The organism is Aeropyrum camini SY1 = JCM 12091 (genome assembly GCF_000591035.1).
Classification (GTDB): Archaea; Thermoproteota; Thermoprotei_A; order Sulfolobales; family Acidilobaceae; genus Aeropyrum; species Aeropyrum camini.
Window position 1 is genome coordinate 222,045 of sequence record NC_022521.1, and the last position, 23,765, is coordinate 245,809.

Genomic DNA, 23,765 nt, shown 5'->3' on the forward strand with positions numbered 1-23,765 from the left:
GCCGTGGCTGGACCTAGCTGGGCGGCCTGGGGCGAGGAGGGGCCGTACTTCGAGGACTTCAGAGTCGGAGACAGGTTCTGGAGCTGGCCATGCAAAACACTTAGAGAGTCCGACAACACGCTCTGGACGGCGGTTACAGGCGATTCGACACCTCTATACGTAGACAAGGAGTACGCAGGGAGGGCTGGACACAGGGATACCCCTATACACCCGGTTCTCGTCCTCGCCCTAACAGCCTCCCTAGCGGTTAGGTACACCAGCATTAACAGCATGGCGTTCCTCGGGGCGGAGTACATGAGGATACACAAGCCTGTCTACCCGGGCGACACGCTCTGCGTGGAGACGGAGGTAGCGTACAAGAGGGAGTCTAGGTCCCGGCCTGACACAGGCATTGTAGTCTGGGTGCATAGGGCGTATAGCCAGAGTGGCGAGCTTGTAGCCGAGGTGAAGAGGGCTAACCTGGTCTACAGGAGGGGGAGAGCCCCGAGGTGGTGGCCCGTTGGAGAGGGTGGCGGCAAGCCTTAGAAACAAGATAGTGGACCCCGAGGACGCCGCCCGCCTCGTACCCAGGGGCGGGGCGGTGGCTTTCGCCGGCATGGGGGGAACAGCATACTCCAAGGCATTTGTGAAGGCCCTGAAGGATAGGGCCGAGAGGGAGGGGCCTCTAGACCTAGCAGTGTACTCTGCGGGCACGACAGGCCCGGAGCATGAGGAGAGTCTCGCTGCAGCGGGTATCAGGAGGAGGATACCGTACGGGGCTTCCAGCCCGGCGACTAAGAGGCTTGTAAACGAGGGCGGGTTTGAAGCTTGTGACATGAGCCTCTATAAATACTCGAGGCTGCTGAGGCTAGGTGTCATAGGCGTGGTTGACGTAGCGGTTGTGGAGGCCACGGCTGTTTTTGATGATGGCTTAGTGTTGTCGAACAGTGTAGATGCCGCCCCAGCCATGGTGGAGGCGGCGGAGAAGGTGGTGGTCGAGGTTCACACTGCCAAGCCTGTACTACACGGGCTGCACGACATTTTCTACCCGGAACCGGGGAGAGGTGTGCCGCCTCTGGAGAGCGTGGCAGGCAGGCTCGGCAGCAGGCTACTCAAAATACCTTGGTCAAAGCTAGCGGCCATAGTACTCTCGAGGGAGGGCGAGGTGGGCAGCAGGCATTACCGGCCCCCAGACTCTATGGACGCGAGGGTCGCGGAGAACATAGCGGAGTTCCTAAGGGGGGAGGCCCAGAGAGACCCTCGGATCCGGGGCAGGCTCTCAACTCTACAGCCTGGAGCGGGGCTGGTAGCCACGGTGCTGGCGGACTACTCAGGCGACCTAGGCTTCCGGGTGAGGATATGGGGCGAGGTAGCGCCTATCCAGTGGGTCGCCAGGCTTGGGGAGAATGTTGAAGCCGTCTCCGCCTCGGTAGTCTACTCCGTCTCGGGGGACGAGGGGCTCTGGAGCTGGTTTTTCAGCGATTACGGGGAGCTGTCTGGAAGGCTCGTTCTGAGGCCCTATGAGGTGACTAACAGCCCCGAGGTCCTCACCAGGTTCTACCACATGGTCGTACAGCAGGCTATAGAGGTTGACATCTACGGCCACGCCAACGTCTCACACATAGACTCAAGACTCTACGCCGGGGTCGGGGGCTCCGTGGACCACGCATGGAGCAGTTATCTAACCATACTAGCCCTACCCTCCATAACCAGCAAGGGCATACCCAGAATAGTCCCCCTCACAGCCCACGTCGACTCGACGGAGCACGACGTTGACGTCATAGTTACAGAGCAGGGGTGGGCGGACCTACGGGGCCTGTCGCCCAGGGAGAGGGCAGAGTCGATAATAGACTGCTGCGCCCACCCTAGCTACGCCGATGGGCTTCGGAGGTACCTGGAGAAGGCTGGCAGGGAAGGGGGCCACCAGCCCTACAGCCTAGAGGCAGTCCTAGAGTTCATGAGAGAATACGGGAAGGGGGGTTGAGGGGGTTATGTGGAGGAGCATGCTATACGTCCCGGGAGTAGACGAGAGGAAGCTCCGTAAGTCGACTACGATTGAGGCCGACGCGGTTATCATAGATCTCGAAGACTCCGTGCCACAGGGCAGGAAGGAGGAGGCTAGGAGGCTCGTGGAGACGCTCCTAGGAGAGCTCGAGTGGGGGAGCGACGTCTGCGTGAGGATCAATAATCCGGCCAGCAGAGAGGGGCTCAGGGATTTAGCGGCTGTCACACGCTGGGAGACTGTCTCGTGCCTCCTCGTGCCTAAAGCCGAGGCCAGGCTAGACCAGGTGTACGGGGCTACTGGCAAGAGTTTAGTTGCTATAGTGGAGACGGCCCGCGGCCTGCTTAGGGTTGAGGAGGTGGCCTCTAGCGAGGGCCTCGTGGCCCTAAACTGGGGCCCCGCAGACCTGGCAGCGAGCCTGGGAGCTAGTGTGGACCCCCTGGACTCGGGGATCTACACGCCCATACTACGGCTCACCATAGCAGCGGCCGCGAGGGCATACGGTCTGGAGCCCCTTGACAAGGTCTACTTTAAGGTGGGGGATCTCGAGGGTCTGGGGAGGGAGTGTCTCGAGGCAAAGGCCCTGGGGTACAGCGGGAAGACCGTTATACACCCTAGCCACGTCCCCATCGCCAACGAGGCTTTCACACCCACGAAGGAGGAGGTTGAGAGGGCTAGGTTGGTGGTTGAGGCCTACGAGGACGCGGTGAGGAGGGGCTTGGGGGCTGTTGCCCTCGAGGGGGAGCTTGTGGACGCGGTTCACTATAGGCTAGCTCTGAACGTGCTGCGAAGGGCTTCTAGGATAGGCAAGGTCGAGGAGTCGATGCGGCGGGAGAACCGGGGGGAGGGACAGGCTTGAGAAGGGGATGGCGTCTAGCCGTGGCGGCTCTGAAGCAGTGTTCAACCCTCCACTTTTAATTCTGGCAGGGGTGGAGAGAATGGAGGTGGTCTTGAGGCCTATAGGATTCGTGAGGCACGGGCTGCCCGACGATAGCGTCAAGAGCAGCCTAGAGGGGGTCCAGGGTTTTATCGAGGTCCTCCCCGAGTACACTCCCGGGCTGGATGGTCTAGAGGGCTTCTCCCACATAGTCGTTATAGCGTACCTCCACAAGGCTAGAGGCCGATCTCTCAAGGTGAAGCCTCGGGGGCTCCTCCGGCTTGGCTTCAGGCTCGAGGACCTCCCGGAGGTCGGCGTTTTCGCCACCGACTCGCCATCAAGGCCCAACCCCCTTGCACTCACAATCGCCAGGCTCCACGGCATAGAGGGGGGCAGGCTTAGGGTTTCAGGCCTTGACCTCTACGACGGAACCCCGGTCCTCGACATAAAGCCCTACACACCCTCCAGGCGGGTTGAGGACCTAAGCCTCCCCCTCTGGTATAAGCGGCTGATGGAGGAGGCGGCCAGGAGAGACCCGCGGGTTAGGGAGCTGTAGCCCCAAGGCCGTAGAACGTCTTTTCCCTCCCTAGCCCCTACACTTTGTGGTGGTGACTAGGCTTGGCCAGGTTCTTCGTGTCCGTTGATGCGGAAGGCATGCCCTACAGCCCCAGTAGGGTTATGATGATGCCCGGCGACCCTCTCTACGGGGAGCTTAGGAGGATTATGACCAGGGTTACCAACATCGTCGTGGAGGAGCTCTTCGCCTCGGGGGCCGAGGGCGTTGTTGTTGCAGACAGCCACGGCGCCATGGTCAACCTTGACCCCTTCGAGATAGACGGTAGGGCGGAGCTCGTAAGGGGGTTTCCACGGCCCCTCGCAATGATCAACGGGGCGAGGGGCTGTAGGGCGGCCCTCTTCATAGGCTATCACGGAAGCCCCCAGTCAGGAGGCGTCCTGGGCCACACGTACGCGGGGAGAATATTGCAGAGGGTCAAGGTCCAGGGGAGCGAGGCTGCAACTGAATACCTGCTAAACACCTACGCACTCGGCGAGATGGGAGTGCCAGTTGTTGCTGTGGCTGGGGACTCGGTGCTGGAGGAGGAAGTGAGGCGGCACACGCCTTGGGCTAGGTTCGTCGCGCTCAAGAGGCCAGCCTCCTCCCTAGCGGACGTGACTCCCCCCTGGCGTATGTTTGAGGAGAGCCTCAGGAGGGCTGTTAGGGAGGCGGTAGCCGGAGAATCTCTGGAGAGTGCCAGGCCTGTGAGGCCCAGGGAGCCGTGGATAGAGGTCGAGCTTAAGAGGCCGTGGCACGCGGATGTCGCCGAGCTATTCCCCTGTGTTGAGAGGATTGACGGCGTCACTGTGAGGCTCTCCTGCGGTAGCTTCCTAGAGAACTACAAGCTACTAGAGGGTGTTGTAATGGCGTCATACTCGCTGGAGCGCTAGAGCCCCTGCCCTAGCCTGGGGGCCTCGCCCTCGCGAGGGTCTCCCTTATTATTTTCGCGGCTGTGAATAGAGTCACCCCCGCGGGGTCGTGGGGCGGTGAAGCTTCGACCACGTCGAACGCTATTATATCCTCTGGGAGGCTCTTTATAATCCTCACTACCTCCCTGACGGAAAGGCCGCCGGGCTCGGGGTTGCCGACGCCGGGCGCATAGGCGGGGTCGAGCACGTCTAGATCGTAGGACACGTAGTAGGGTATACCTCTATTGAGGTGGCTGGCGAGGTCCTGGAAATCATCAACACCTATAACCGTGATGCCGCTTTCCTCTGCGAACTCGTGCTGGCCGGGTGTAGGAGCCCTAACGCCGGCGAGGACTATGTCGGAGGGTTTGACAAGGCCCTCCTCCACAATCCTCCTAAGGGTGCAGGCGTGGCTATACCTGTCGCCCTCGTACTCGCTGTAGAGGTCTGGATGGGCGTCGAGATAGACCAGCCCCAGCCTGCCTCTGTAAACCCTCCTGACTCCCCTTAGCGCCGCGATGGTTATCGAGTGGTCGCCTCCTAGGAAGAGGAAGAGCTTTCCTCCCCAATGGGATGCAACAGCCTCCTCTACAGCTCTGGCAACCCCCTCGAAGCTGGGTGCAGATACGTCGCCCAGGTCTATATACCGCCACCTGCTAGCCAGGTTGACGAGGTCCTCAGAGTAGCTGTTATAGAGTCTGGAGGAGGTGGCCTCCCGTATCGCGGGTGGCGCCTCAGCAGCTCCCCTCCTGTAGCTAGAGGACCCATCCCAGGCTACGCCCAGCAAGGCTAGATTCGGCTTTCCTGAGCTTGGTATGCCGAAGAGCAGGCTGTCCACCCCCGCTGGCCTAGGCTTTCCCGCCCGGCTGTATCCCACATTTATCTTTGATCACTCTTAGCACCCTCTCGAGGAGGGCTTTAGCCTCCTCTTCAGACCTGGCCTCAAGCATTACCCTGACCACAGGCTCGGTGCCGCTGGGCCTTACGAGCACCCAGTATCCATCAGCTATAACCTTCACCCCGTCTATCGTAACCATCCTCTCACCGCGGAACTCCCGTTTCACAGCCTCCACAGCGCAGAGAGCCTCCTCCCTGGAGGCAGGTATCTTAGTTTTAATCGGGTGGTAGCTGGGAAGCTTGTCGAGCATGGATGAGAGCTTCTCACCCGTCGCCCTCAGCATAGCTAGGAGTAGAGCGGCCTTCATCCCCCCATCCCTGACGTATTGGTGCGGGGGGTGCATGTACCCTCCGTTCTCCTCGAACGCGGCTATGCCTCCCATGCCAAGTATAGCCCTGGCTATTATCGGGGCCCCCACGGGGGTCCACACCACCTCTATACCCCTAGGCCTGAGATAGTCCTCCACAACTATGCTGCTAGACACGCCAGTGTAGACCTTGAGCGGGCCCTTCACTAGCCCCGCCTCGGCCACAAACCCCGCGAGGAGGGCGCCGCTCCTGTCGCCCCAAACCACCCTGCCCTTATCGTCTATAACAATAGCCCTGTCACCGTCGGCATCATGGCCTACGCCGAAGGCGGCGCCGGAGGACCTCGCCAGACTGGCCGCGGGTGCGAGTGTATCAGGCGTGGGCTCAGGCTCTCTGGCGGTGAATAGGGGGTCGGGATTGCAGCTGAGTGGTATGGGACTGGCTCCAAGCCTCTTCAATATCTCGATAGTAGTGAAGCTGGTAGCCCCTCCCCCACAGTCAACGACAATCCTCTCCCCCCCGCCTCGGCCTGAGTAGGCTGAGACGGCGTCGACAACCTTGCTGATGTAGTAGTCTATAGCGTCGTAAACCCTCCTAGGCTGGCGAGCCAGGCCCCGCCACTCCACGGTGTGGAACTTCCCCTCCCAGAACAGGGCTTCTATACCCTCCTCCACATCCCTAGGAACCTCTACTCCATCACCGCCAACAACCTTCACCCCATTATATTCGGGGGGGTTATGGCTCGCAGTTATCATAACCCCGCCGTCGAAACCATGATCCCTAACGTAAAGCTGTAGAGCAGGCGTGGGAAGAACACCGGCCAAATACACGTCAACACCCTCGAAAGCAAGGCCAGCGGCCACAATACCCTCGAAAAGCTCCCCCCCAGACCTGGTATCCCTGCCGACCAGAATCCTACTCCCTCTGCCGAAATAAGCACCAATAGCCCTGGCTAGCCTCAGAACAAACTCCGGGGTCAACTCGGACCCTATAACACCCCTAACACCATCCGTCCCGAAAAGCCTCTTAGACAAACCCCTCTACACCACTGGGAAACAGGGTCCGGCAGACGGATTAATAATATGGAGTAGGCCTCCCGCGGGTCACATACGTTTAGAAGCGGCTTTCAGCACTCAAGACCCTCCTCATCCCGCCCTTGGTTGGAGGGCGGTAGGGCCCGCTAGGTTCATCACTATTTGGTACGACACTAAATAAGAATTATTATGTTGTTTACGACGGTTTACGCCTTAGGCACCGGCGTAGGGGCCAGGAGCCCCCTAGACTCCAATAGGCGTATGAATTCTCTCATCCAGAAGGGTATGTCCGGCGGGTACCTCGAGCTGACAAGATTACCGTCCACTACAACAGGCTCGTCAACCCAGTTTCCTCCTGCGGCTATAACATCGTCCTTAACCCCCCAGAAGCTCGTAAGCCTTCTACCCTTTACAACGCCCGCGCTTATCAGGACCTGCGGGCCGTGGCAGATGGTAGCCACGGGCTTGTTGTTCTCGAAGAAGTGGCGCACTATATTCAGAGCCGCCTCATGAAGCCTAACCCTCTCGGGGGCCCTCCCGCCTGGTATGACCAGGACATCAAACTCCTCAGGCTTCACCTCGTCGAACGCCAGCCTCGCCTCAACCTTGTAACCCATCTTACCCCTAATCTCTCCTCTCTCCGGGGCTGCAACCAGGGTCTCGAAGCCCGCCTCCACTAGCCTATAATACGGGTATAGGAGCTCGACGTCCTCAAACCCGTCAGCAGATATTATGAGCGCCCTTGGCATCTCTCCCACCACTATAATACTAGTGTCCCCAGAAGAGGTTAAAACTAGCCGTGTATAAGGTAATGTAGGCTGAAGAACATAGATCCCCGGCTTCCAGCGTGTATAGCCTGTCGAAGAAAGGAAGTTGCCCTACAGTGTGACTCGGGCGTGAGGGTTGGGGAGAGGGCTTACGCCTCTACCGGATCCACCTTCACCCCGTACTTCTGCCTCCACTCCTCGAAAGCCTTCTTCTCCTCCTCGCTTAGCTCCCTGCCCAGCCTGTACCAGCCAGCCTTCTCTGTCTTCAGCTCTTCAGGCGCCTCCTCCACCTTGTAGATACAGTTCACCGGGCAGCTCTCTATACAGCTGAAGTCGTCCTGGCACTTCTCCCATATGAGCCTGGCCTTCATGTTCTCGTCGAACTCAAGGGCGTCGTAGGGGCACACCTCTATACATGCTCCACAGCTTATACAGGTGTCCTGGTCGATAGCCACCCTAACAAAGTTTGCTAAGCTGCTCATAGCACTCCACCACATGTAGACTAGCGACTTGTAGGGATTAATAAGAGTTAGTATAGTATAGCGGCGTTAACACTAGGCCTGCATCCTTTATGGGCCGTGCATTAAAGACGGGCCGGGGGGTCGCCCGGTATTATAGCCCCGTAGGGTGTAAATAGGTTTGGTGTGAACAGGGTGTCAGGCCTCGGAGAGTTTCTGGAGGAGATAGTTAAGGAGGCTTCCAGGAGGGGTTTCTCGGTTGAGAAGAGGAGCCAGCGGGGTGTTGTGTTGAGGTATGAGGATACGCCCCTCGCCCTGGAGGTGGCTACGGCTGGAGGATCTATTGTTGTTGATGCAGTTTCTCTCGGCGATGTGGAGGAGATTTTCGAGGATTATGAGGGCGACCAGGAGGAGCTTAGAAACAGGGTGGAGGAGCTGTTGGACGAGGTGGAGTCTCTGGGAGACCTAGTCTCCGGCCTTGCAAGGAAGTATGGTTTCCAAGTTGAAGCCAGGTATAGAAGGTCCCTGCTGGACTTCAGGGATGCTCTGGAGGACTATATAGAAGCCATGTCTTAGACTCCTAGCACCCTAGACTTGGCCGTCCTCAACGCCTCCTCAAAATCCTCAGCACCCTTGACAACACGGTGATAGGGTATGCCGAGGACCTCCTTCAAATCCCTCCTCAAATACCTGTAGTCCATGAGTATGTAGAGAGCCCTATCGTCAGGACCCCTAATACTTCTCCCAAGGGCCTGCCTAACCTTTATAATGGGGTTGACAAGGTAGACAAGCTTCTTAGCGTCGGATAGGCCGATCCTAGACGCCATGACCTCCAGATGCTTCCTCGTATAGTCGTCTGGCTGGGGGAAAGGGACTCCAACAATGATGACAGTTGACAGCAGGTTCTTTCCCTCGTAGTCAACGAACTCCACCCCCTCCACCAGCTTGCCGCCAGCCACCGCATTTATAACAATCCTCTCTCCCGGATCTCTGGTGAGTATTCTCGCCTCAACCTCGTCCAGGCTTATCCCCCTCGTCTCCACTATAGTCTCTACGTCAGCAGGCAGCCTCTCCACAACTCTGTACATCACCTCATAACTCGGGTACACCGCTAGCTTTAGCCCGGGTAGCAGCCTGTCAGCTAAAGCTATCCTAGACGCTATAAGCCTGTACATGGAGTCTCCCCGAGACCTGTAGGCCGTTGTGACGTCGGCCGCAACTATGGTGAAAAACCTGCCGAACCCCCTTACACCGTACATCAGGCCTGCGTCCACAATTCTGAAGCTCCTGGAGACCCCTAGGACCTTTAGGTAGAGCTTGGGAGAGGGCATGGTGCCGCTCAGGAGCACCGCCGCCTTCACCCTCTCCAGCGGCTCCTTAACAACCCTGGAGGGGTCTAGGGGTGTGGCTATAAGCCAGACGAGCCTGTTTTCATCCTTCTCGGCGAAGAGGTAAGAATCCTCCCTCGACAGGACTGAGAGCCATGAATGTATTTTTGATGTGGAGGTCTTCACCCTCCCTATGCCTGATGGCCCGGAGAGCGAGAGAGCCTCCTCAGCCTTTCTAGCCCTTATGGTCTCGACAATGTCCTCGACAACAGCTAGATCGTCAAGCCCTTCAAGGAACGGCTGCTTATCGAGCAGAGTTATTCTCGAAACTCTAAGCCCGGAGGCCGTTTTAGACGTCCTCTCGAGCCACGATATGAAATCCTTGGCTGAGGGGGCATACTCCCTAACCTCCCTGAGGGCCAGCTCCAGGTCTTTTAGGGACACCCTGTATTCGAGGAGGCTGTGAATGTTGAGGAGGCTATGGGCCTCGTCCACCACGGCAACGAAGTCGTCATAGTCGTGGGGCTCCAGGAAAGACCTGAATATGTCCTCCTTGAAGAGGTAGGGGTAGGTGGCCACTACAAACTGGCTCTCCTCAACCAGCCCCTTCAGCGCGAAGAAGGGACATACACCCTTGAACTTTGCTATATCCCACGCAAGCCTGTATGCGCTTATCGCGGGGTGCCCCCTGACGTACTCGGCAACTTCGGCCTCATCCGTTTCGGCGAGCTTCTCGTAATACCTGCAAGCCCCCTTTGCCCTGGCTATCCTGCAGTTGCCCCAGAAATCCTCTTCAGAGGGTAGGATACCCTCCACCGACATGAGGGGGCACATGCGCCTAGCGCTGAACAGGAATGTGAACCTAGCCCCAAACCTCTTAAGCTCCCTCACAACAGGGTCAATCTCGTTCACAGTACGCACAAGGTAGAGAACCCTCTCGACACCAGCTGAGAGGAGTCCGTAGATCACAGCAGCCGTCTTCCCAAAACCGGTGGGCGCGCTTGCTACAAGAATCTCCCCCTCTGAAACCGACCTCCTAACTTCCTCCGCAAGCTCCCTCTGCCCCTTCCTCCAGCTTCCATATGGAAAGGCCGTCTCTCCACTGTCGGACAATAGAGCCAGGCACCCCCAGAAGCGTCAGACAGCCACCGCGTCCCCATTCCTCTCGTCGGAGATCGAGGTGTTCATCATACCGCCACCCAGGGAAGGGCGGCTCCAGCCGTCCACAATAAAACACTTGTGGCAACAAACTTATAGTAGCGGGTACCCCCCACAGCAGGGGTGGTTATATGTTGCTGCTAGCAGTCGTTGTGGGCGCCGTCCTACACCTCATACTCCTCTTCCTCCTGCCAGTGATAGGGAACGTACTCGCGGGTGCTGTAGCCGGCTTCATAGCAGGCGGGCTAGGCCAGGGGGCCGTTGCCGGGCTAGCCTCTGGCGTGCTGGCATCTCTGGTGGCGTCAGCCCTCGTATTCATAGGAGCGTTCGCCCTATTCTGGATACCGCCGCTAGCCTTCATGGCGAGCCTCGCCGGCGTCCTTGTCCTAGTAGTACTCCTGCTGCTCCTAGGCATAACAGGCCTTATAGGAGGGCTTATCGGGGGAGCCCTGAGGCAAGCCCTTGACTAGCGTGGAAGATTCAAGACCAGGCTAGAAAAGTATGGCGAGCCTGCAGTCTACTCCCATTCGATGAGATAGGAGCCCCGGCGCAGCCCCCCGCCAGCGGGGGGCTGTTTTGTGGCGGGCCCGCCGGGATTCGAACCCGGGACTTCCGCGGGGCCAGGACGCAGCCCCTCAAAACCCCTCTACGGGTTAAGAGCCCGCCGCTCTACCAGGCTGAGCTACGGGCCCGCTCGCGCCGGGGTTAGAATATCTTCTTGTGAGGCTTAAAGAGTTTTCCCCTAAAGCTGGGGGCTGATTTCCCACGTCGGCCCCGGCTTACATCATCAAATCCTTGTATTTCTCAACAAGCTGTATGCTACGTTTTATGTCGGCGAATAGGCGTTCGGCTTCCTCAACATGCTCTGTTTCAACCCTCCTGGAGCCCCTCCTCTTAGCCACTACCATGGCGGGCTCCAGCAGTTGAATCGCGTATCTTAGACTCTTCTCGGCCCCTATATCAGCCAGCCTCTCGAGAGCAGCCTCGCTAAGCAGCACCTCCTCCTCGTCAGCCCTTATCCTGATTATTTCTTTTATCTCCTCCCTCGTGTAGGGCCTCGTAGTTATTATTAGCAGCCTGTCGAGGAGGTCGCGGGGTATGCCGTGGGGGCTCTCAATGTCGGTCCCCCTTATCTTAGCTACCCCCCTGTTCGTCGCCAGAACTATTATGGGGGCGAGCTCGCTCTCCATGGCTTTTGAGAGGAACGAGAATGACTCCATGTCGAGCAGGTGGGCGTCGTCGATGAATATCACCCCCGCGACTATCTCAGCCTTACCCTCGCCCACCCACTTCTTAACAAGCTCGTCCGTCTTCTTCCGGTCCTCGGAGGTCACCCCCCTCTCCGCCTCGAAAAGGCTGAGGAGGCCGGTAAACGCCACCCTCTGGGCGGCTATACTCGCGTCTATATCATGGAGCGTCAGGGTCCTGACAAACTCCTTAACCTTCCTGACAGGACCCTCCGGGAGCTCGACCTCCCTAACCACATCTATATCGAAGCCCTGTCCCCTGCCCTTACCTCTGCCTACAACCCTCACCACACCTGTCTCAAGATCTATAACAATCACATCCCCCCTCCTGACGCCGAGGCCTACGAGCTGCTCCGCAACCTCCGGGCCCACAGTAAACGTTCTAGACTCGTCCCTCGTCTCGAGAGTTATCCTAGCCCCCGCTATCACAGGGTAGGGGCTGAAGGGCGTCCTCCGCTTCTGGACCGAAATGCTGGTGACAACGCCTTCAACAACCTCCCTCCGCTCCCTAACCCTCACTCCAATAGCCTTCCTGAACGCCTGAAGAAGCATTTCCAGCTTGCCAGAGTCACCCCTGAAAAGCTCGCCAGCGTTTAGGGCTACAAACGGTGTGTCCTCGCCCAGCTCCCTCGCTATTGCTATAGCCAGAGCAGTCTTGCCCGTGCCCGGAGGGCCAACTATAAGAATCCCCCGGCCCCCCAGCCTGCCCTCTCTAACCATCTCCACTATAACGCCAGCAGCCTCACGAGCCTCCTCCTGCCCTACAAGGCCTCCTCCTATCTTCCTAGCCTTACCATCGGAATCCAGGCCAAGGCCTGTTATATGGCTGTGCCTGCTAGGCCCAAAACCCCTCACCACCTCCGCCTTGATCTCGCCACTCATCGGCACCACCCCCTACACCAGGGGTTTCTGGGGGCCGCAGGAAATATCGTTACATTTGGAAGCTATTAGCATTGACGGGGAAGTAGGTGGCCCAGGCTGCATATGGCCCTCCCAGCCTGTGCTGAGGACCTGGGGGGCCGGCCGGGACGTCTATACCCTTTTCTTGGCCACTGGCCGAGGACCCAGGCGAGGTGTAGGAGGAACTTGGCTCCCCCCTTTTCGGTGAGATGCTGATGCGGGTGCACAGGATGGAGGGAGCTAGGCCTCCTCCCTCTCCATAGCCCTGTTAATATGGTACATGGACTCAGCGGCGTATTTTAGCGCTGACCTGGCTTTGAGGTGCTCGACCGTGGTGTAAAGGCCCTTGAACACTATCTCTTCTACCGTTCCGTCGGGTAGCCTTCTTATGGTAAGGGTGGCTAGGTCCTCCCCTGCGATATCACCCGTTCTCGCCTGCACAGCCCTGAGCTCCTCCTCTACGCTGCGTAAATAGGCTTCTATCTCCTCTGGCAGGGCCATGGGCCACTCCATAACGATCCTGACGTGGGTCTCTCCCTTGTAAAGCCTCGCGACCCTCCTCCTCCCCACCTTGACCTCCTCAACCTTCTCCCCGGGGAGGCTTGCCGATACCGATCCCTTCTCGACTATCGCTAGTATGGTCTTGTAGTACGATATCTCCTCCTCCAGGTCCCTAATCCTAGCCCTGATCCACTCTAAAACCTCCTCCCTCCTCATTAGCTGCCTCTCGCTCGACAAAACCGCTTCCCATAGCGGAGCTTAGGCTTTATGTAATGAATATACCTTAGGGTTTGTATTACCCATGAAGCCCGCCTAGTCTACAGTATTCGGAACTTCTTCACCCCATCCCTCTCTATAACCTCAACCTTCATCTCTACTTGCAGCCTCTTGAGGTGTGCTAGTGCCTCCCCTATGGCGAAGAACTTCTCGACCGGAGGATACTCAGCCCAGTTGCTGTAACTAGTCCTCCACTTCATACTCGAAGCAACCTCGTATCCTGTCATACTGCCTTTCCTCCTGAGGAGACTCAACACCTCCTCCAGCCTCTTGCGATGGTGCTCAACCAGCTCCCTCGCCCGCTCGGCAGGGCTTATAATGGGGTTTCCATGTCCAGGATAGGCTACGAGGTAGTTCTTCTGGGCCAGCATCTCCAGCGTCTTCAGGTAATGGCCCAGCGGGTCGTGGCTCTCGTCATATAGGATCACGGAGGGCGTTATCCTCTCAAGCAGCGTGTCACCGACTATCGCGTGCGTCCCGTCGAGTGACTCGAGCACTATGTGGCCAGGCGTGTGTCCTGGGGCTGGGAGAGCCCTATACTCCGCCTCACCGAGCTTCAAGATGTCCCCAGGGTAGATAGGCCTGAGGTCTAGCGACGAGAATGCCCTGTAAGCTAGAATAGTCCTGAAAACCGGATGGGTCCTCCTGATAGACTCTATAACAGCTTCTGGCACGCCATGCTCCCTATAGAGGCTTAGAATGTTCTCCACGAACATGTCGGGCGATCCGCTGCGCAGGGGGGTGTCGAGCTCTCCCACGCCGATGAATACCGTGGGCTCGAAAACCTCCTTAAGGATCGCCGCGCCGCTCATATGGTCTACGTGAAAATGAGTGATAACTATTTTGCCCACGCCCTCTATCCTACCCCTAATCTTGTTCTTGACCTTGGCTATCAGGTCGTGTATGCTCCTGGCAGAATACATCCCCGCATCGACAATATCAACCTCTCCAGAGTCCTTCCTGAACACGGCGACGTTAACAGAGCCGAGGCTCTGTATCGGTATCCAGACGTTTACCATAGAAAAAGGTTTTTTCACACTAGACAATACTCCAAACCCCCAGTAAGAGGGAGGGTTCACCGCGGAAAATAACGGTCACGCCTGCACAATAGAGTCTCTCATAGCGAGTTTGCATGACTACCCGTGTAATACTGGCGCTACCCACGCTAGACTACATCAGGCCTAAACCAGTAGCGGGGTTTGAAAATTGATACTGAGCGACAGGGATATCAGGGGTCTGCTTGCCATCGGAGACCTCGTAGTGAATCCTCTTTCGGGAGATACTGTTAGGGAGAACGGGCTGGACCTTAGGCTGGGCCGAGGGTACTGTAGGTTCAGGTCAACTGGGCGTGTTCTCGACCCTAGGGCCCCGGGAGAGGCCAGCGACTTCTATGAGTGCAGCGAGGCAGACGAGATAATTGTTGGGCCGGGGGAGCATATGCTCCTCCACACACTAGAGTATATCAGGCTACCCAGCTATGTTGCCGGCCTTGTAAACCTTAGGAGCACATGGGCTAGAACGGGGATATATATACCGGCGACCGTTGTTGACGCGGGTTTCGAGGGCCAGCTAACTATAGAGGTTATAGGCTCAGGGTTCCCTGTGAAGCTCTACCCCGGGGACAGGTTCCTACACCTCGTCCTCGTCAAGCTCCAGAGCCCAGCGGAGAACCCCTATAAAGGGCGCTACCAGGGGCAGAGGGGGGTGAGGCTGCCTAAGCTCTTCGCCGAAAATACCGGGTAGCTCCTGAGGCGGCCGCTGCGGACGCAGAAGCCAGCAGCGGGTAGTATAGTAGGGGGAGAAAGCCCGCTGGCCCGGCTACGTCGGCCTGGAGCTGTAGAGCTGATAGGAGAGGTGCCTCAGCCGCCACCGCCAAAACGTAGCCGGTGAGTGCCGAGACTGCCGCCACCGCGGGGCGGAGCCCCCGGGATAATAGTGATGCCGCTGCCGACGCTATAGGAGGCGCCGCTATTGAGAGGGGCGGGGGCAGGAGGAGAGCTAGTATAGCGAATACCGCTGCCCCTATAACGAGCGCCGCAAGAGGGCTCCTAGAGTCCATGACCATCACCCCCCGAACACTATACGGGCGCTGGTAGTAGGCTTCCCGCCGAGGGTTAGCACGTGGTAGCCGCCCTCGCAGTACTCCCAGTAAAGGTTGTCGTAGAAGCTTGAGAAGGGCACGCCGCTGGAGCCTCCGGGGAGGCTCATGTAGAGGAGTGATGTGGAGAGGTCGGCCACGAGCCTGACGCTGGGGCCGGCCTCAACAGGCACCCCCCGGCTGGGTGAGACACTGCCGGGGGGCGCCACGTTCACCGTAAACGGTCCCCCAGGCGCTGGGCATTCACCAAAGCCTAGCACCTCGGAGAGGATGTGCTCGGGGTTATAGTAGTGGATCTCGCCGTATACCCACTCCTCCGGCTTGGGAGACGCAAAATATGCTTCAGCAGTCTCCACAGCCTCGTCTATAGACCTGTAAGCGATCTCCTCCAACACACCATCAGGGAAATACTTCAGCACCCAGTCCTCGCCCCGTAAATATGCTGTGAGAGCCTTCTCGATGTACTCCACCTTCAGGAACCTCCAGTGGTCCTCGGAGCCGTAGAGCCCCTCCCAGAAGCCCCTGGCAAAGTACCACGACACCAGGAGGGCCAGGGTTGGCCTGTAGTCGTCCGCATCCATAGCAGGACTCCCGGCCCAGCTGGCCAGAGTTTCTAGATAATTCTCGTAACCGGGCCTAGCGTCACTCTCGGCTACAGAGGTAACCAGGCTTACCAGGGTCTGCAGCCCTAGGTCCTGGACGTCTAGCTGGATACTCCTCATGTCGCCCGGCTCCAGAGGACCCTCCCGAGCTTTCTCCCGGAGAAGCTTGTAGATCCTCTCTGTTCTAAACCTGTCCGCATAGTCCCAGCCCAGGCCCTCCCAGCAGCTGCCGCTGAAGGGCTTGCTGTTTGCTGTAGCCACGAAGCCCTCGGGAGGATTTAGTAGGATGGGGAGGCCTGAGTAGGGTTTAAATCCCTTCCACTCGCCCTCCCCCATGCTCCCGTTGAACGGGAGGAAGCCAGTGTTCACTATAGGTCCCTGGCTCGTCTCCAGTGTGGGTAGCCCAGCCCTCTCAGGGTAGGCCCCTATGGGGCTGTACGCTATATTCCCCTCGGCGTCGGCCACTACCATGTTCTGCGGCGGACCGTAGAAGTACCTCTGAGCCGATAGAGCCTCCACAACGCTTCCCGCCTTGTTCAGGAGCCAGAGGAAGACCATTTCGAAAGTCGGCCTGGCGGATGTGTAGGCCACCGCGAACTTTTCTCCCCACCGCTCTGTGACTGGGCCGTGGATAGTCCTCGCCACGCGTATCTCCTCCACCCTGTAGCTCCGAGAGAGGGGGTCCCAGACGTAGGTCTCGACGGAGGATTCCTCCTGATCTAGAACCTCCCCCCTGTAGATGTAGCTGTCCTCGTCGACCCACTGGTACCTGTAGAAGTCGGTGAAGTCGCTTCCCACGTTTGTGAAGCCCCATGCAACGCTGGAGTTCCTACCTATGACTACCAGGGGTACACCGGGTACCGTCACCCCGGCCAGCCTGTAGCCTGGGCTGGATATCACTATGGGCAGCCATATGCCGGGTGCTGTGAGGCTTAGGTGGGGGTCGTTGGCTAGTAGTGGTTTCCCGGAGGATGTTAGACTACCCGAGACTACCCAGTTGTTGGAAGCTGTAGCCCAGGAGAGCATGTACATGACGTGCTCAGCCAGCCTGGCCAGGCTCTCGGCGTCTGGAGTATATCCCAGATTGAGAGGCTGAGGCTTGTGCAGCGGCTCCCGGCGCTCCTCCACTTCGAGAGTGGGGCTGTAAGGCCCCTCCAGCCCGGTGACAGCACCCCAGGTTGTTGCAGTGCTGCATGCTGCGTGGGGCATGTTGAGACTCCTCTCCACAACGTCGAAGTCCACTATAACGTCGGGACCCCACCTTTTGACTAGCCTGTCGAGAACGAGGTCCTCCTCGCCGTAGGATAGCATGAGGGCTAGGACCTTGGCCATGGCCAGGGTGTCCTGGGGTAGCCATGGGCTGGGCTTCACACCAAGAATCCTGTATTCCACAGGCAGCCTGCCCGTGCTGAGGGCGTATTCTATGTAGTCGTTCACCCCGGCGGAGTATGCGAGAACAATCTTCTCGACCTCCTCGAACTCTGGGTTCTCCTGTATGTGCCTCCACTCCGCGTCAACAAAGCCCCTGAGACCCAGGGTGGCGGCAGTCCTGTCCGCCTCCAGGCCCGCGTCTCCCACCAGGCCAGAGAGCTCTCCTAGGCCTACCCTCCGAAAGACGTCCATCTGAAATAGTCTTAGGCTAGCGTGCACCCAGCCAACCGCGTAGAAGGCGGCCTCGTCGCTAGACGCGTGTACATATGGTATACCAGCCTCGTCGAAGTAAACCCTCGCCTCCCCCTCAACCCCCGGGGGGAGCGTGAACTCGCCTACAGGCGGCTCGAGCCCCAAGCCCCCTACAAACCCGTTTTTGGGGTCGAGGAGTGATGCGAGAAGAGGGTTGGCAAGGGGGAGGATCAGGAGGGCGATGGTGAGGAGGGCTGAGAATAAGAGGGTAACACTTCCAAGCCGGGAAGCCAAGGCTTTAGAGCACCTCAGCGCAAGAGACCCGTCTAGACTCGTCCTCACTATCATTCGTGAAGGCTGAGGGAATGTTAAATGTTTATAGTCCTCCTGTATTGTCAGGCCTCCGGGAGGACCTCCATCAAGACCCTGGCTATGTTGCCGTAGGCTACAGCCTCCACCTGCCTATCAGAGAGGCCAGCCTCCCCCAAGGCTTTCAGGAGGAGTGGGAGCTTGTCTATCGACTCTAGCCCTGCCGGCGGCTTTATGTCGAGCAGTCCATGGTAGTCAGTGCCTATGGCTAGGTGTCTATGGCCGTAGACCTCCACGAACTCGACTATCTGGCGGGCGACATCATGGAGTGTAGGGTGCCTGTCCCTCGTTATGAGGGTTGAGATGAGGGAGTAGCCTATCACCCCATCTTTAGACACGACGGACTCAACAGCCTCTTCACCAACATTCCTAGGGGAATCCACCTTCCACCTGAAGTTGGCGTGCGACACAATTACAGGCTTGGGGGAAGCTGAAGCAGCGTCTGCGACAGTCTTGTCGCTGGCGTGAGCCAGATCCACTATCACGCCCAGCTCCCCAGCCTTCTTAACAAGCTCCTCCCCCTCGACTGTCAGGCCGTAGTCCCTCCTGGTCTTACAGCTGGCGGCCCACCTGTTGTCGTGGTTCCATGTGAGTCCAAGGCTCCTGAAACCGAGCCTGTAGAGGACTTCAAGGTCTAGAGCGTCCACTAGGGGGTCCGCCCCCTCCAGGTGTAGGAGGAGCCCCAGCCTCCACTGGGGGGCCTCGAGGATCTTGCGGGCTTGGCTCCAACCCTCGACTATCTCTACACTATGGATGCGGGCTATCGAATAGTATGTCTTCACCTGGTCCAGCATAAGCAGCCTCGAGGAGGAGGGGGTGGGGTAACCCTCTCCTCCCTGGTATACGTTGGCCTCGGGGAATACTGCGGCGAACACTATCCTCACGTTAGCCCTAGAGTATTTGGGGATGTCTGCCTGCCTCCCCTCCAGGTCCTCGCCATATCCTCCGAGAGGCTGTCCTGCTCCCATGGAGGTGTAGTAGAATGCTATATCCTCGTGGAGGTCGACAATGGGGGGGCTTGTCAATCAAAGCACCTCCCATCCAGACTGTATAAGCATATATCGACCTCTGTTATACAAATATGTCCTACCCTAGAGCAACTCTCTGGCCTAGGGTGTCTCCGAGTGCCTCCTCTCCCCGCGGAGCTCGAGTCTTTTCTCCTGGATAAGATTTCCCGCTACAGGATGCCTAGCCTCGTGTTGGCCGCGTTCAGAGGGGGAGACAAATTCTACGCCTCCTACGGCTACTCCAGCATAGAGAAGGGCTCTCCCGCTAGCGTTGACACAGCGTACGGTATAGGCAGTATAACGAAGTCGTTCACGGCGCTGGCCATACTCAGCCTCGAGGAAGAAGGGGAGCTCTCCCTAGACGACCCCGTGGGCGATCACCTGGGGGTCAGGCTCGAGGTTGAGGGGGAGCCGATAACGCTGGAGCACCTGCTAACACACACGTCGGGCGTCCCGGCCACAGCCTATGCTGAAGCACTCCTGAGAGGCTTCCTCGGGGTAAGAGGCTATTGGAAGCCCTACTCCAGGCCGTGGGATGCGGTGCTCTATCTCAAGAGGGCTATAGAGGAGGGGTGGGCCGTTTCTAGGCCTGGGAGGAGGTTCTTCTACCTGAACGAGGGGTACGTTGCCCTGGGCATCGTTGTTGAGAGGTCCTCGGGCATGAGCTACGAGGATTACATTAGGCAGCTTGTATTCGAGAGGCTGGGCATGGGGGGCTCGGGCTTCATAGGCGACAAGCTTGACCACGCTGCAACACCATACAAGCCCGGCGACAAGCTCGAGCCCGTGCCGCTCCCCTCCGGGATAACCGCTGACGGGGGTATAATGTCGACTGCAAGGGATATGCTGCGCTACGTGGAGAGCCTGGCCAGGGGTGAGTTTAGAGGTTTCGCAGAGAGGATGGAGAAGCCTAGGGTGAGGGTGCCGTGGCAGGCGCTAGGCGGCGAGGCCTACGGCTACGGCCTGATAATCTACCCAGACTTCTCGGGCGGTAGCCTGGCCGGCCATGGGGGGAGCCTCCTGGCCTACACGGCGTGGATGGGCTACTCAACCAGGCTTGACTCGGGGGTGATTCTACTCTCCAACACCACCGGCTACCCCCTTGCAGCTATGGGAATGGCGGTCCTCTCCTCCCTAGCCAGAGGCTCACACTTAGACCCCCGGCCTGTGAGGGCGCTCGAGATTGTGGAGAGGCTTGAGGGTTACTACGAGGGGTTCGACTCGAGCGTCGCATTCAATATAAGGAGGGTTGGAACGGGGCTTCTAGTAGAGCCGGTGGGTGGTGTGGGACCTACAATGGCCCTGGCGCCCCGCGATATACCTGGGCCTGGTGAGCTGGAGTCGGGTGAGGGTAGCGTTGTATTCACCTCGCCATACATGGGGGGTGCTCTCGATGTAGAGTTCACATGGAGGGGGGATAGGGTTGAGGCGCTTCTCGAGAGATACAGGATAGTCAAGAGAGGGCCGGTCAGGAGTTATGGAGGCTAGTAGCCTGTCCTACCCCTGTCTAGGCGCTCCTCCAACACGTCTAGCGGTATTGAGGCGAGGCCTGTTGCAGTGTCTGCTGCTCCATAGCTGACCAGGACCTCGCCGTCGACGAGCCAGGCCCCGCAGGGGAAGATAGTGTAGGGCCTGTCGCCGAACCTCTCCTCCACTGTAGACGGCTCCATAATATACTCTGGCGTCACCGCCTTCAAAACCATCTCACCCCCCTCCAGGGCCAGCTCCATAGCGAGCGCCCTGTAGACCTGCTGCTCGGTATCCACCCCGTGGAGCAGCACGATGAGGCTCTTACCCTTGTAGCCGTTCACAGGCGTCGCCCAGCCTATCTTCTCCTCGAAGGGGGAGGGATCCATGATTCTCCACACAGACCTTGGAGCCAGGGGCGATATAGGACCCTCAGGCAAGCCTTCCGATAGGCCAGCGAGAAGGTGGAACCTGCCGGAGACGTCGTGCACCCTGTAGAAAACTAGCAGGCTGCCGCGGTAGCTCACGACGAAGGCGTTCTTAATGCTTATCGCTAGAGGAGCCTCCTCGGGCTCGAGGGTTATGTAGGCCTCCTTAACCCACTCTCCGCCGGGTTTGCTCCTGACAGCAACCACAGGGAAAGTTTGGCCGACGCTGGAGGAGTAGTATGCAAGGGTTCTCCCAGTATAGGTCAGTAGATCAAGCTTCTGAACGCTGGTGTACCGAGGGTCCTCAGCCCCCCAGAAGTCTATCCAGTCTCCCGGCAGTAGCTCCGGTCTCGCAGTATGTCTCTCCTCGCACACGCTACAGCCGCCCGAAACCATGCTTGCCAAATCGAGGCTAAGGCTTGCTATAAGGCTTACATACTTGTAGTAACCCACTACAACCCTCCCAAACAGCTCGATCACATCCCCGCTAAGCCTGAAAGTGGAGTTGAAGAAGGACACGACCCTCCTGGTAGAGCCTCTCTCGAGCTCCACGTTCTCGGGCCTAATGTAGCCGAGCCTCCTGGCGATGTCCACTGTAGAGCGACGCCTAAGCCTCTCGGCCTCCGCGCTGCCGACCGCTTCTTTAAACCGCTCTGCCAGGCTCCTACGCATGTTAACCATTATCCAGCACCCTAGCTCCTGGGCTCCGCTAGGATGACCATATACTCCCCCAGAGTCCTAATATTCACCAGAACCCCATCCCCATCCGAAACATAGTCCAGGCTCTTCCCCGTCACTGCGTCGTAAACGTTCAGCCGCTCGCCGCTGGTGTTGGGCAGGCGAACCTTGAAGGGGCCAACGGGCACCAGCACCCTGGGTGGGTGCACGTTATAGCTGGGATGATACGCGGGGAGGGACTGCTTGCTCGGACCGGTTATAGTCGATAGTATCCTCTCGTTGAACGTCAGGTTAACTAGATGGGCGCCCACGGTGTCGCCCTTCCTGAAGAACTCCGTCTGAACGGTGTCAGGAGCGTCGCTCCACGCCTCCGGAGGCGGGGCCTCCTTCTTGAGGGGCCTGAGAAGGAGTTCCGCGTAGTCGGGATGGCCTAGCCTCGAGTAGTGGGCCCCCAGCCTGACTGAGTAGTAGAGGGTCTTCCCCAAACCCCTTCCCCCGAGGGTTATCGCCGCCATGTTAAGCTTAGAGTCGGGGGCGGGCGTGCTCCGGCCCAGCGTGTACTCGTATCCGTAGGCACTCCTCCCCAGACGACCCCACCCAAGGACCTTGGCGCCATCCAGCGGCCTCGCCCTAACCAGCTCGCCCAGCCTAGGCTCGGTCCTCTCTCGGGTGAAGGCAGTGGAGAAGTCCCCGAAGACAACCGCCTCCGGGAGCCCCTCCCAGTATTCCCGGTAGGCATCCCCAAGGTCGACAAAGACATAGCCAAAATAGAATACGCCCTCGTACCTGACCTTGAGCGTCTCCTCCATAGCCAGCGAGTGGCGGTAAGTGAAGTCCGGGTACATCCTCCCGATACTGTGGGTCACCACTAGGAAGCCGCCCTCCTCAACATAATCCTCCAGTGCAGACTCTTCCTCGTCGCTTAGAACATCGGTCTCCGCCGCGACAAGCACCTTATACCTCCCCGCCTTGTGTATGTCCCTCATGCTTAGGAACTCGTAGGGTATGTGCCTGTGGAACGCCATCATGGCTATACCCTCTATTTCCGAGGTATAGTAGTGGGGTGCGTTCCAGTAGACCTTCTCGTGAGTGTCGCTGCTGTAGAGTATTCCCATGTACCTTATCGGCTCCGACCCCACTATCTTGTCTTCGATCCTCTCCATCTCCTCGTAGACCTCAGCCAGAGCGTCTATGGCACGTCTATCCTCGAAGAACTGGCTGCTGAATATGGTGGCCATGGGGTGGCCTCCCGAGGCCACTATGCTCCTCACACCCTGCTTTACAGCCAGTGGTGTCGCGCTCTGGACGGTCCTTAGGTTGTAGAAGAGGTTTCTGCTGACAAGCACAGGCTTGCCCTCGCCCACCGCCGCCTGGCTGAGCTTAGTCACCATAGGAAGCATCATCACAGTGAGGACGTCTGTCTCGCTCGCCTCTGCGAAGACCGCGTCTAGATACTCCCTCGCCCTCTCCGTGACTATAGTCCCCCTCCCCGCCCAGCCGACGGGGTGGCTGTTGTAGAAGAACATAGCGCCCTCCTTGGCACCCTTCACAGTATCTCTAAGCCTCCTTATACTGTCGACTATGACGTGGTACCTCCACTCCCAGGCTTCTCTGAAAGCCTCGTCCTCCATGTCGTCAACGGTGGGAAGGTCTAGGCCCCTCTCCAGCCTGAACCTCAGCCGGCAGTACCTGCAGTAGCACGCCCTAGGAGGGTCTGGGAGGTATCGGAAGCTATCCAAGAGGACGCCGTCAGCGTCCGTCGCCTTCAGAGCCTCTTCAGCCTCGGGTATGAAGTAGGTTTCGAAGGCGGGGCTGTTGATACATATCTGGGGCCACTGCGGATCCCTCACCCTCTCCTTCACGGGGTAGTGCTCTAGGACTATGACCTCGCCGTTTCGAGTCCTCTGGGCCCACCCCGGGTGGCGCCTGTAGATATACCTGTTAGCGGTGTGGTCCGTCATTATGACAACGCGGAGACCCTCCCTTCTCGCGGCTTTAACGAGACCGGCCACGTCTAGCCTTGCCCTTCGGTGGCGAGGGTATAGCCGGCTTCCACGGTAGAATACACGCCCCCAGGCGTCTCTCGCGAAAACAACAAGCGTGTTGGCGTGGGCCTTCTTGGCAAGGTTCACGAGGTCCTCCGGGGAGATGGCGTCGGCGTAGAAGCCGTATGGGTCTTCAATGTTAAACTGGATAACCCTCAGGAGGCCGCGGTTCCACCATGGAGTAGACATAGATTTTGCACACCCTTCAGGCGGCTGCACCCATATTTTCTATCACGCAACTTTTATTCTTT

The 23,765-nt window shown here is 58.5% G+C and carries 22 protein-coding genes and 1 tRNA gene; 9 read left to right on the top strand and 14 right to left on the bottom strand.

Annotated elements, in window-relative coordinates:
* Window positions 1–3: 3 nt before the first annotated feature.
* The 5 genes from ACAM_RS01170 to ACAM_RS01190 all read left to right on the top strand — a co-directional run bounded on the left by ACAM_RS01170 (window position 4) and on the right by ACAM_RS01190 (window position 4,304).
* A complete protein-coding gene (locus ACAM_RS01170) occupies window positions 4–525 on the top strand; it encodes a MaoC family dehydratase (protein WP_198407779.1) in 522 nt (173 codons plus the stop codon).
* The gene (locus ACAM_RS01175; RefSeq protein ID WP_232502314.1) at window positions 509–1,963 is read left to right on the top strand and encodes an acetyl-CoA hydrolase/transferase C-terminal domain-containing protein; all 1,455 of its coding nucleotides are present in this window, start codon (window positions 509–511) and stop codon (window positions 1,961–1,963) included. The genes ACAM_RS01170 and ACAM_RS01175 overlap by 17 nt, the downstream gene beginning before the upstream one ends.
* Before the next feature lie 7 nt (window positions 1,964–1,970).
* Window positions 1,971–2,840 (top strand): HpcH/HpaI aldolase/citrate lyase family protein, encoded by an 870-nt coding sequence (locus tag ACAM_RS01180; RefSeq protein ID WP_022540983.1) that lies wholly within the window; start codon window positions 1,971–1,973, stop codon window positions 2,838–2,840.
* 79 nt (window positions 2,841–2,919) lie between these two features.
* Window positions 2,920–3,414 (top strand): tRNA (N6-threonylcarbamoyladenosine(37)-N6)-methyltransferase TrmO, encoded by a 495-nt coding sequence (tsaA, locus tag ACAM_RS01185; protein WP_062661558.1) that lies wholly within the window; start codon window positions 2,920–2,922, stop codon window positions 3,412–3,414.
* A 62-nt stretch (window positions 3,415–3,476) separates the two neighbouring features.
* Complete coding sequence (locus tag ACAM_RS01190) at window positions 3,477–4,304, top strand: M55 family metallopeptidase (protein ID WP_022540985.1); 828 nt, start codon at window positions 3,477–3,479, stop codon at window positions 4,302–4,304.
* Window positions 4,305–4,314: 10 nt separating this feature from the next.
* Here the strand turns inward: ACAM_RS01190 and speB are convergent, their stop codons facing one another.
* From speB to ACAM_RS01210, 4 genes are all read right to left on the bottom strand, one after another.
* Complete coding sequence (gene speB, locus ACAM_RS01195; RefSeq protein ID WP_022540986.1) at window positions 4,315–5,160, bottom strand: agmatinase; 846 nt, start codon at window positions 5,158–5,160, stop codon at window positions 4,315–4,317.
* Window positions 5,161–5,170: 10 nt separating this feature from the next.
* Window positions 5,171–6,562: a phosphoglucosamine mutase gene (gene glmM, locus ACAM_RS01200; protein WP_022540987.1), complete on the bottom strand. Its 1,392-nt coding sequence runs from the start codon at window positions 6,560–6,562 to the stop codon at window positions 5,171–5,173.
* 206 nt (window positions 6,563–6,768) lie between these two features.
* The gene (locus ACAM_RS01205; protein ID WP_022540988.1) at window positions 6,769–7,311 is read right to left on the bottom strand and encodes a type 1 glutamine amidotransferase domain-containing protein; all 543 of its coding nucleotides are present in this window, start codon (window positions 7,309–7,311) and stop codon (window positions 6,769–6,771) included.
* A 167-nt stretch (window positions 7,312–7,478) separates the two neighbouring features.
* Entirely contained in the window at window positions 7,479–7,811 is a 333-nt protein-coding gene (locus ACAM_RS01210; protein ID WP_022540989.1) for an indolepyruvate ferredoxin oxidoreductase subunit alpha, read from the bottom strand.
* A gap of 171 nt (window positions 7,812–7,982) precedes the next feature.
* Here ACAM_RS01210 and ACAM_RS01215 point away from each other — a divergent pair, with 171 nt between their 5' ends.
* Entirely contained in the window at window positions 7,983–8,363 is a 381-nt protein-coding gene (locus tag ACAM_RS01215; protein ID WP_022540990.1) for a hypothetical protein, read from the top strand.
* Here the strand turns inward: ACAM_RS01215 and ACAM_RS01220 are convergent.
* Window positions 8,360–10,228 (bottom strand): ATP-dependent DNA helicase, encoded by a 1,869-nt coding sequence (locus ACAM_RS01220; protein ID WP_022540991.1) that lies wholly within the window; start codon window positions 10,226–10,228, stop codon window positions 8,360–8,362. The two genes, ACAM_RS01215 and ACAM_RS01220, sit on opposite strands and share 4 nt — an antisense overlap.
* 179 nt (window positions 10,229–10,407) lie before the next feature.
* On the opposite strand from ACAM_RS01220, the gene ACAM_RS01225 reads away from it, so the two are divergent.
* The gene (locus ACAM_RS01225) at window positions 10,408–10,743 is read left to right on the top strand and encodes a DUF5518 domain-containing protein (protein WP_022540992.1); all 336 of its coding nucleotides are present in this window, start codon (window positions 10,408–10,410) and stop codon (window positions 10,741–10,743) included.
* A 109-nt stretch (window positions 10,744–10,852) separates the two neighbouring features.
* Here the strand turns inward: ACAM_RS01225 and ACAM_RS01230 are convergent.
* From ACAM_RS01230 to ACAM_RS01245, 4 genes are all read right to left on the bottom strand, one after another.
* Window positions 10,853–10,965 (bottom strand) — tRNA-Lys (locus tag ACAM_RS01230).
* Window positions 10,966–11,052: 87 nt separating this feature from the next.
* The gene (locus tag ACAM_RS01235) at window positions 11,053–12,402 is read right to left on the bottom strand and encodes a RuvB-like helicase (RefSeq protein WP_022540993.1); all 1,350 of its coding nucleotides are present in this window, start codon (window positions 12,400–12,402) and stop codon (window positions 11,053–11,055) included.
* A 258-nt stretch (window positions 12,403–12,660) separates the two neighbouring features.
* Entirely contained in the window at window positions 12,661–13,158 is a 498-nt protein-coding gene (locus tag ACAM_RS01240) for a hypothetical protein (RefSeq protein WP_022540994.1), read from the bottom strand.
* Window positions 13,159–13,238: 80 nt separating this feature from the next.
* Window positions 13,239–14,234: an MBL fold metallo-hydrolase gene (locus ACAM_RS01245; protein ID WP_232502315.1), complete on the bottom strand. Its 996-nt coding sequence runs from the start codon at window positions 14,232–14,234 to the stop codon at window positions 13,239–13,241.
* A 169-nt stretch (window positions 14,235–14,403) separates the two neighbouring features.
* Here ACAM_RS01245 and dcd point away from each other — a divergent pair, with 169 nt between their 5' ends.
* A complete protein-coding gene (gene dcd, locus ACAM_RS01250) occupies window positions 14,404–14,940 on the top strand; it encodes a dCTP deaminase (RefSeq protein WP_022540996.1) in 537 nt (178 codons plus the stop codon).
* Here the strand turns inward: dcd and ACAM_RS01255 are convergent.
* From ACAM_RS01255 to ACAM_RS01265, 3 genes are all read right to left on the bottom strand, one after another.
* Window positions 14,912–15,256 carry a hypothetical protein gene (locus ACAM_RS01255; protein ID WP_022540997.1) on the bottom strand — a complete coding sequence of 115 codons (345 nt, stop codon included), beginning with the start codon at window positions 15,254–15,256 and terminating at the stop codon, window positions 14,912–14,914. The two genes, dcd and ACAM_RS01255, sit on opposite strands and share 29 nt — an antisense overlap.
* A 5-nt stretch (window positions 15,257–15,261) precedes the next feature.
* Window positions 15,262–17,814, bottom strand: coding sequence for a penicillin acylase family protein (locus ACAM_RS01260; RefSeq protein WP_022540998.1), 2,553 nt, complete (start codon window positions 17,812–17,814; stop codon window positions 15,262–15,264).
* Window positions 17,815–17,915: 101 nt separating this feature from the next.
* Window positions 17,916–18,914 carry a dipeptidase gene (locus ACAM_RS01265; RefSeq protein ID WP_022540999.1) on the bottom strand — a complete coding sequence of 333 codons (999 nt, stop codon included), beginning with the start codon at window positions 18,912–18,914 and terminating at the stop codon, window positions 17,916–17,918.
* 99 nt (window positions 18,915–19,013) lie between these two features.
* Here ACAM_RS01265 and ACAM_RS01270 point away from each other — a divergent pair, with 99 nt between their 5' ends.
* Entirely contained in the window at window positions 19,014–20,384 is a 1,371-nt protein-coding gene (locus ACAM_RS01270; RefSeq protein ID WP_022541000.1) for a serine hydrolase domain-containing protein, read from the top strand.
* Here the strand turns inward: ACAM_RS01270 and ACAM_RS01275 are convergent.
* The gene (locus ACAM_RS01275; RefSeq protein ID WP_022541001.1) at window positions 20,381–21,472 is read right to left on the bottom strand and encodes a glycoside hydrolase family 130 protein; all 1,092 of its coding nucleotides are present in this window, start codon (window positions 21,470–21,472) and stop codon (window positions 20,381–20,383) included. The genes ACAM_RS01270 and ACAM_RS01275 overlap by 4 nt on opposite strands.
* 11 nt (window positions 21,473–21,483) lie before the next feature.
* Entirely contained in the window at window positions 21,484–23,703 is a 2,220-nt protein-coding gene (locus ACAM_RS01280; protein WP_022541002.1) for a beta-galactosidase, read from the bottom strand.
* Window positions 23,704–23,765 lie beyond the last annotated feature (62 nt).

What these genes read in the sequence shown, in the direction of transcription:
- ACAM_RS01210 (WP_022540989.1), bottom strand. Translation starts at nt 7,811, where the DNA reads ATGAGCAGCTTAGCAAACTTTGTTAGGGTGGCTATCGACCAGGACACC.
- ACAM_RS01205 (WP_022540988.1), bottom strand. Translation starts at nt 7,311, where the DNA reads ATGCCAAGGGCGCTCATAATATCTGCTGACGGGTTTGAGGACGTCGAG.
- ACAM_RS01255 (WP_022540997.1), bottom strand. Translation starts at nt 15,256, where the DNA reads ATGGACTCTAGGAGCCCTCTTGCGGCGCTCGTTATAGGGGCAGCGGTA.
- ACAM_RS01280 (WP_022541002.1), bottom strand. Translation starts at nt 23,703, where the DNA reads ATGTCTACTCCATGGTGGAACCGCGGCCTCCTGAGGGTTATCCAGTTT.
- ACAM_RS01180 (WP_022540983.1), top strand. Translation starts at nt 1,971, where the DNA reads ATGTGGAGGAGCATGCTATACGTCCCGGGAGTAGACGAGAGGAAGCTC.
- tsaA (WP_062661558.1), top strand. Translation starts at nt 2,920, where the DNA reads ATGGAGGTGGTCTTGAGGCCTATAGGATTCGTGAGGCACGGGCTGCCC.
- ACAM_RS01275 (WP_022541001.1), bottom strand. Translation starts at nt 21,472, where the DNA reads ATGGTTAACATGCGTAGGAGCCTGGCAGAGCGGTTTAAAGAAGCGGTC.
- ACAM_RS01235 (WP_022540993.1), bottom strand. Translation starts at nt 12,402, where the DNA reads ATGAGTGGCGAGATCAAGGCGGAGGTGGTGAGGGGTTTTGGGCCTAGC.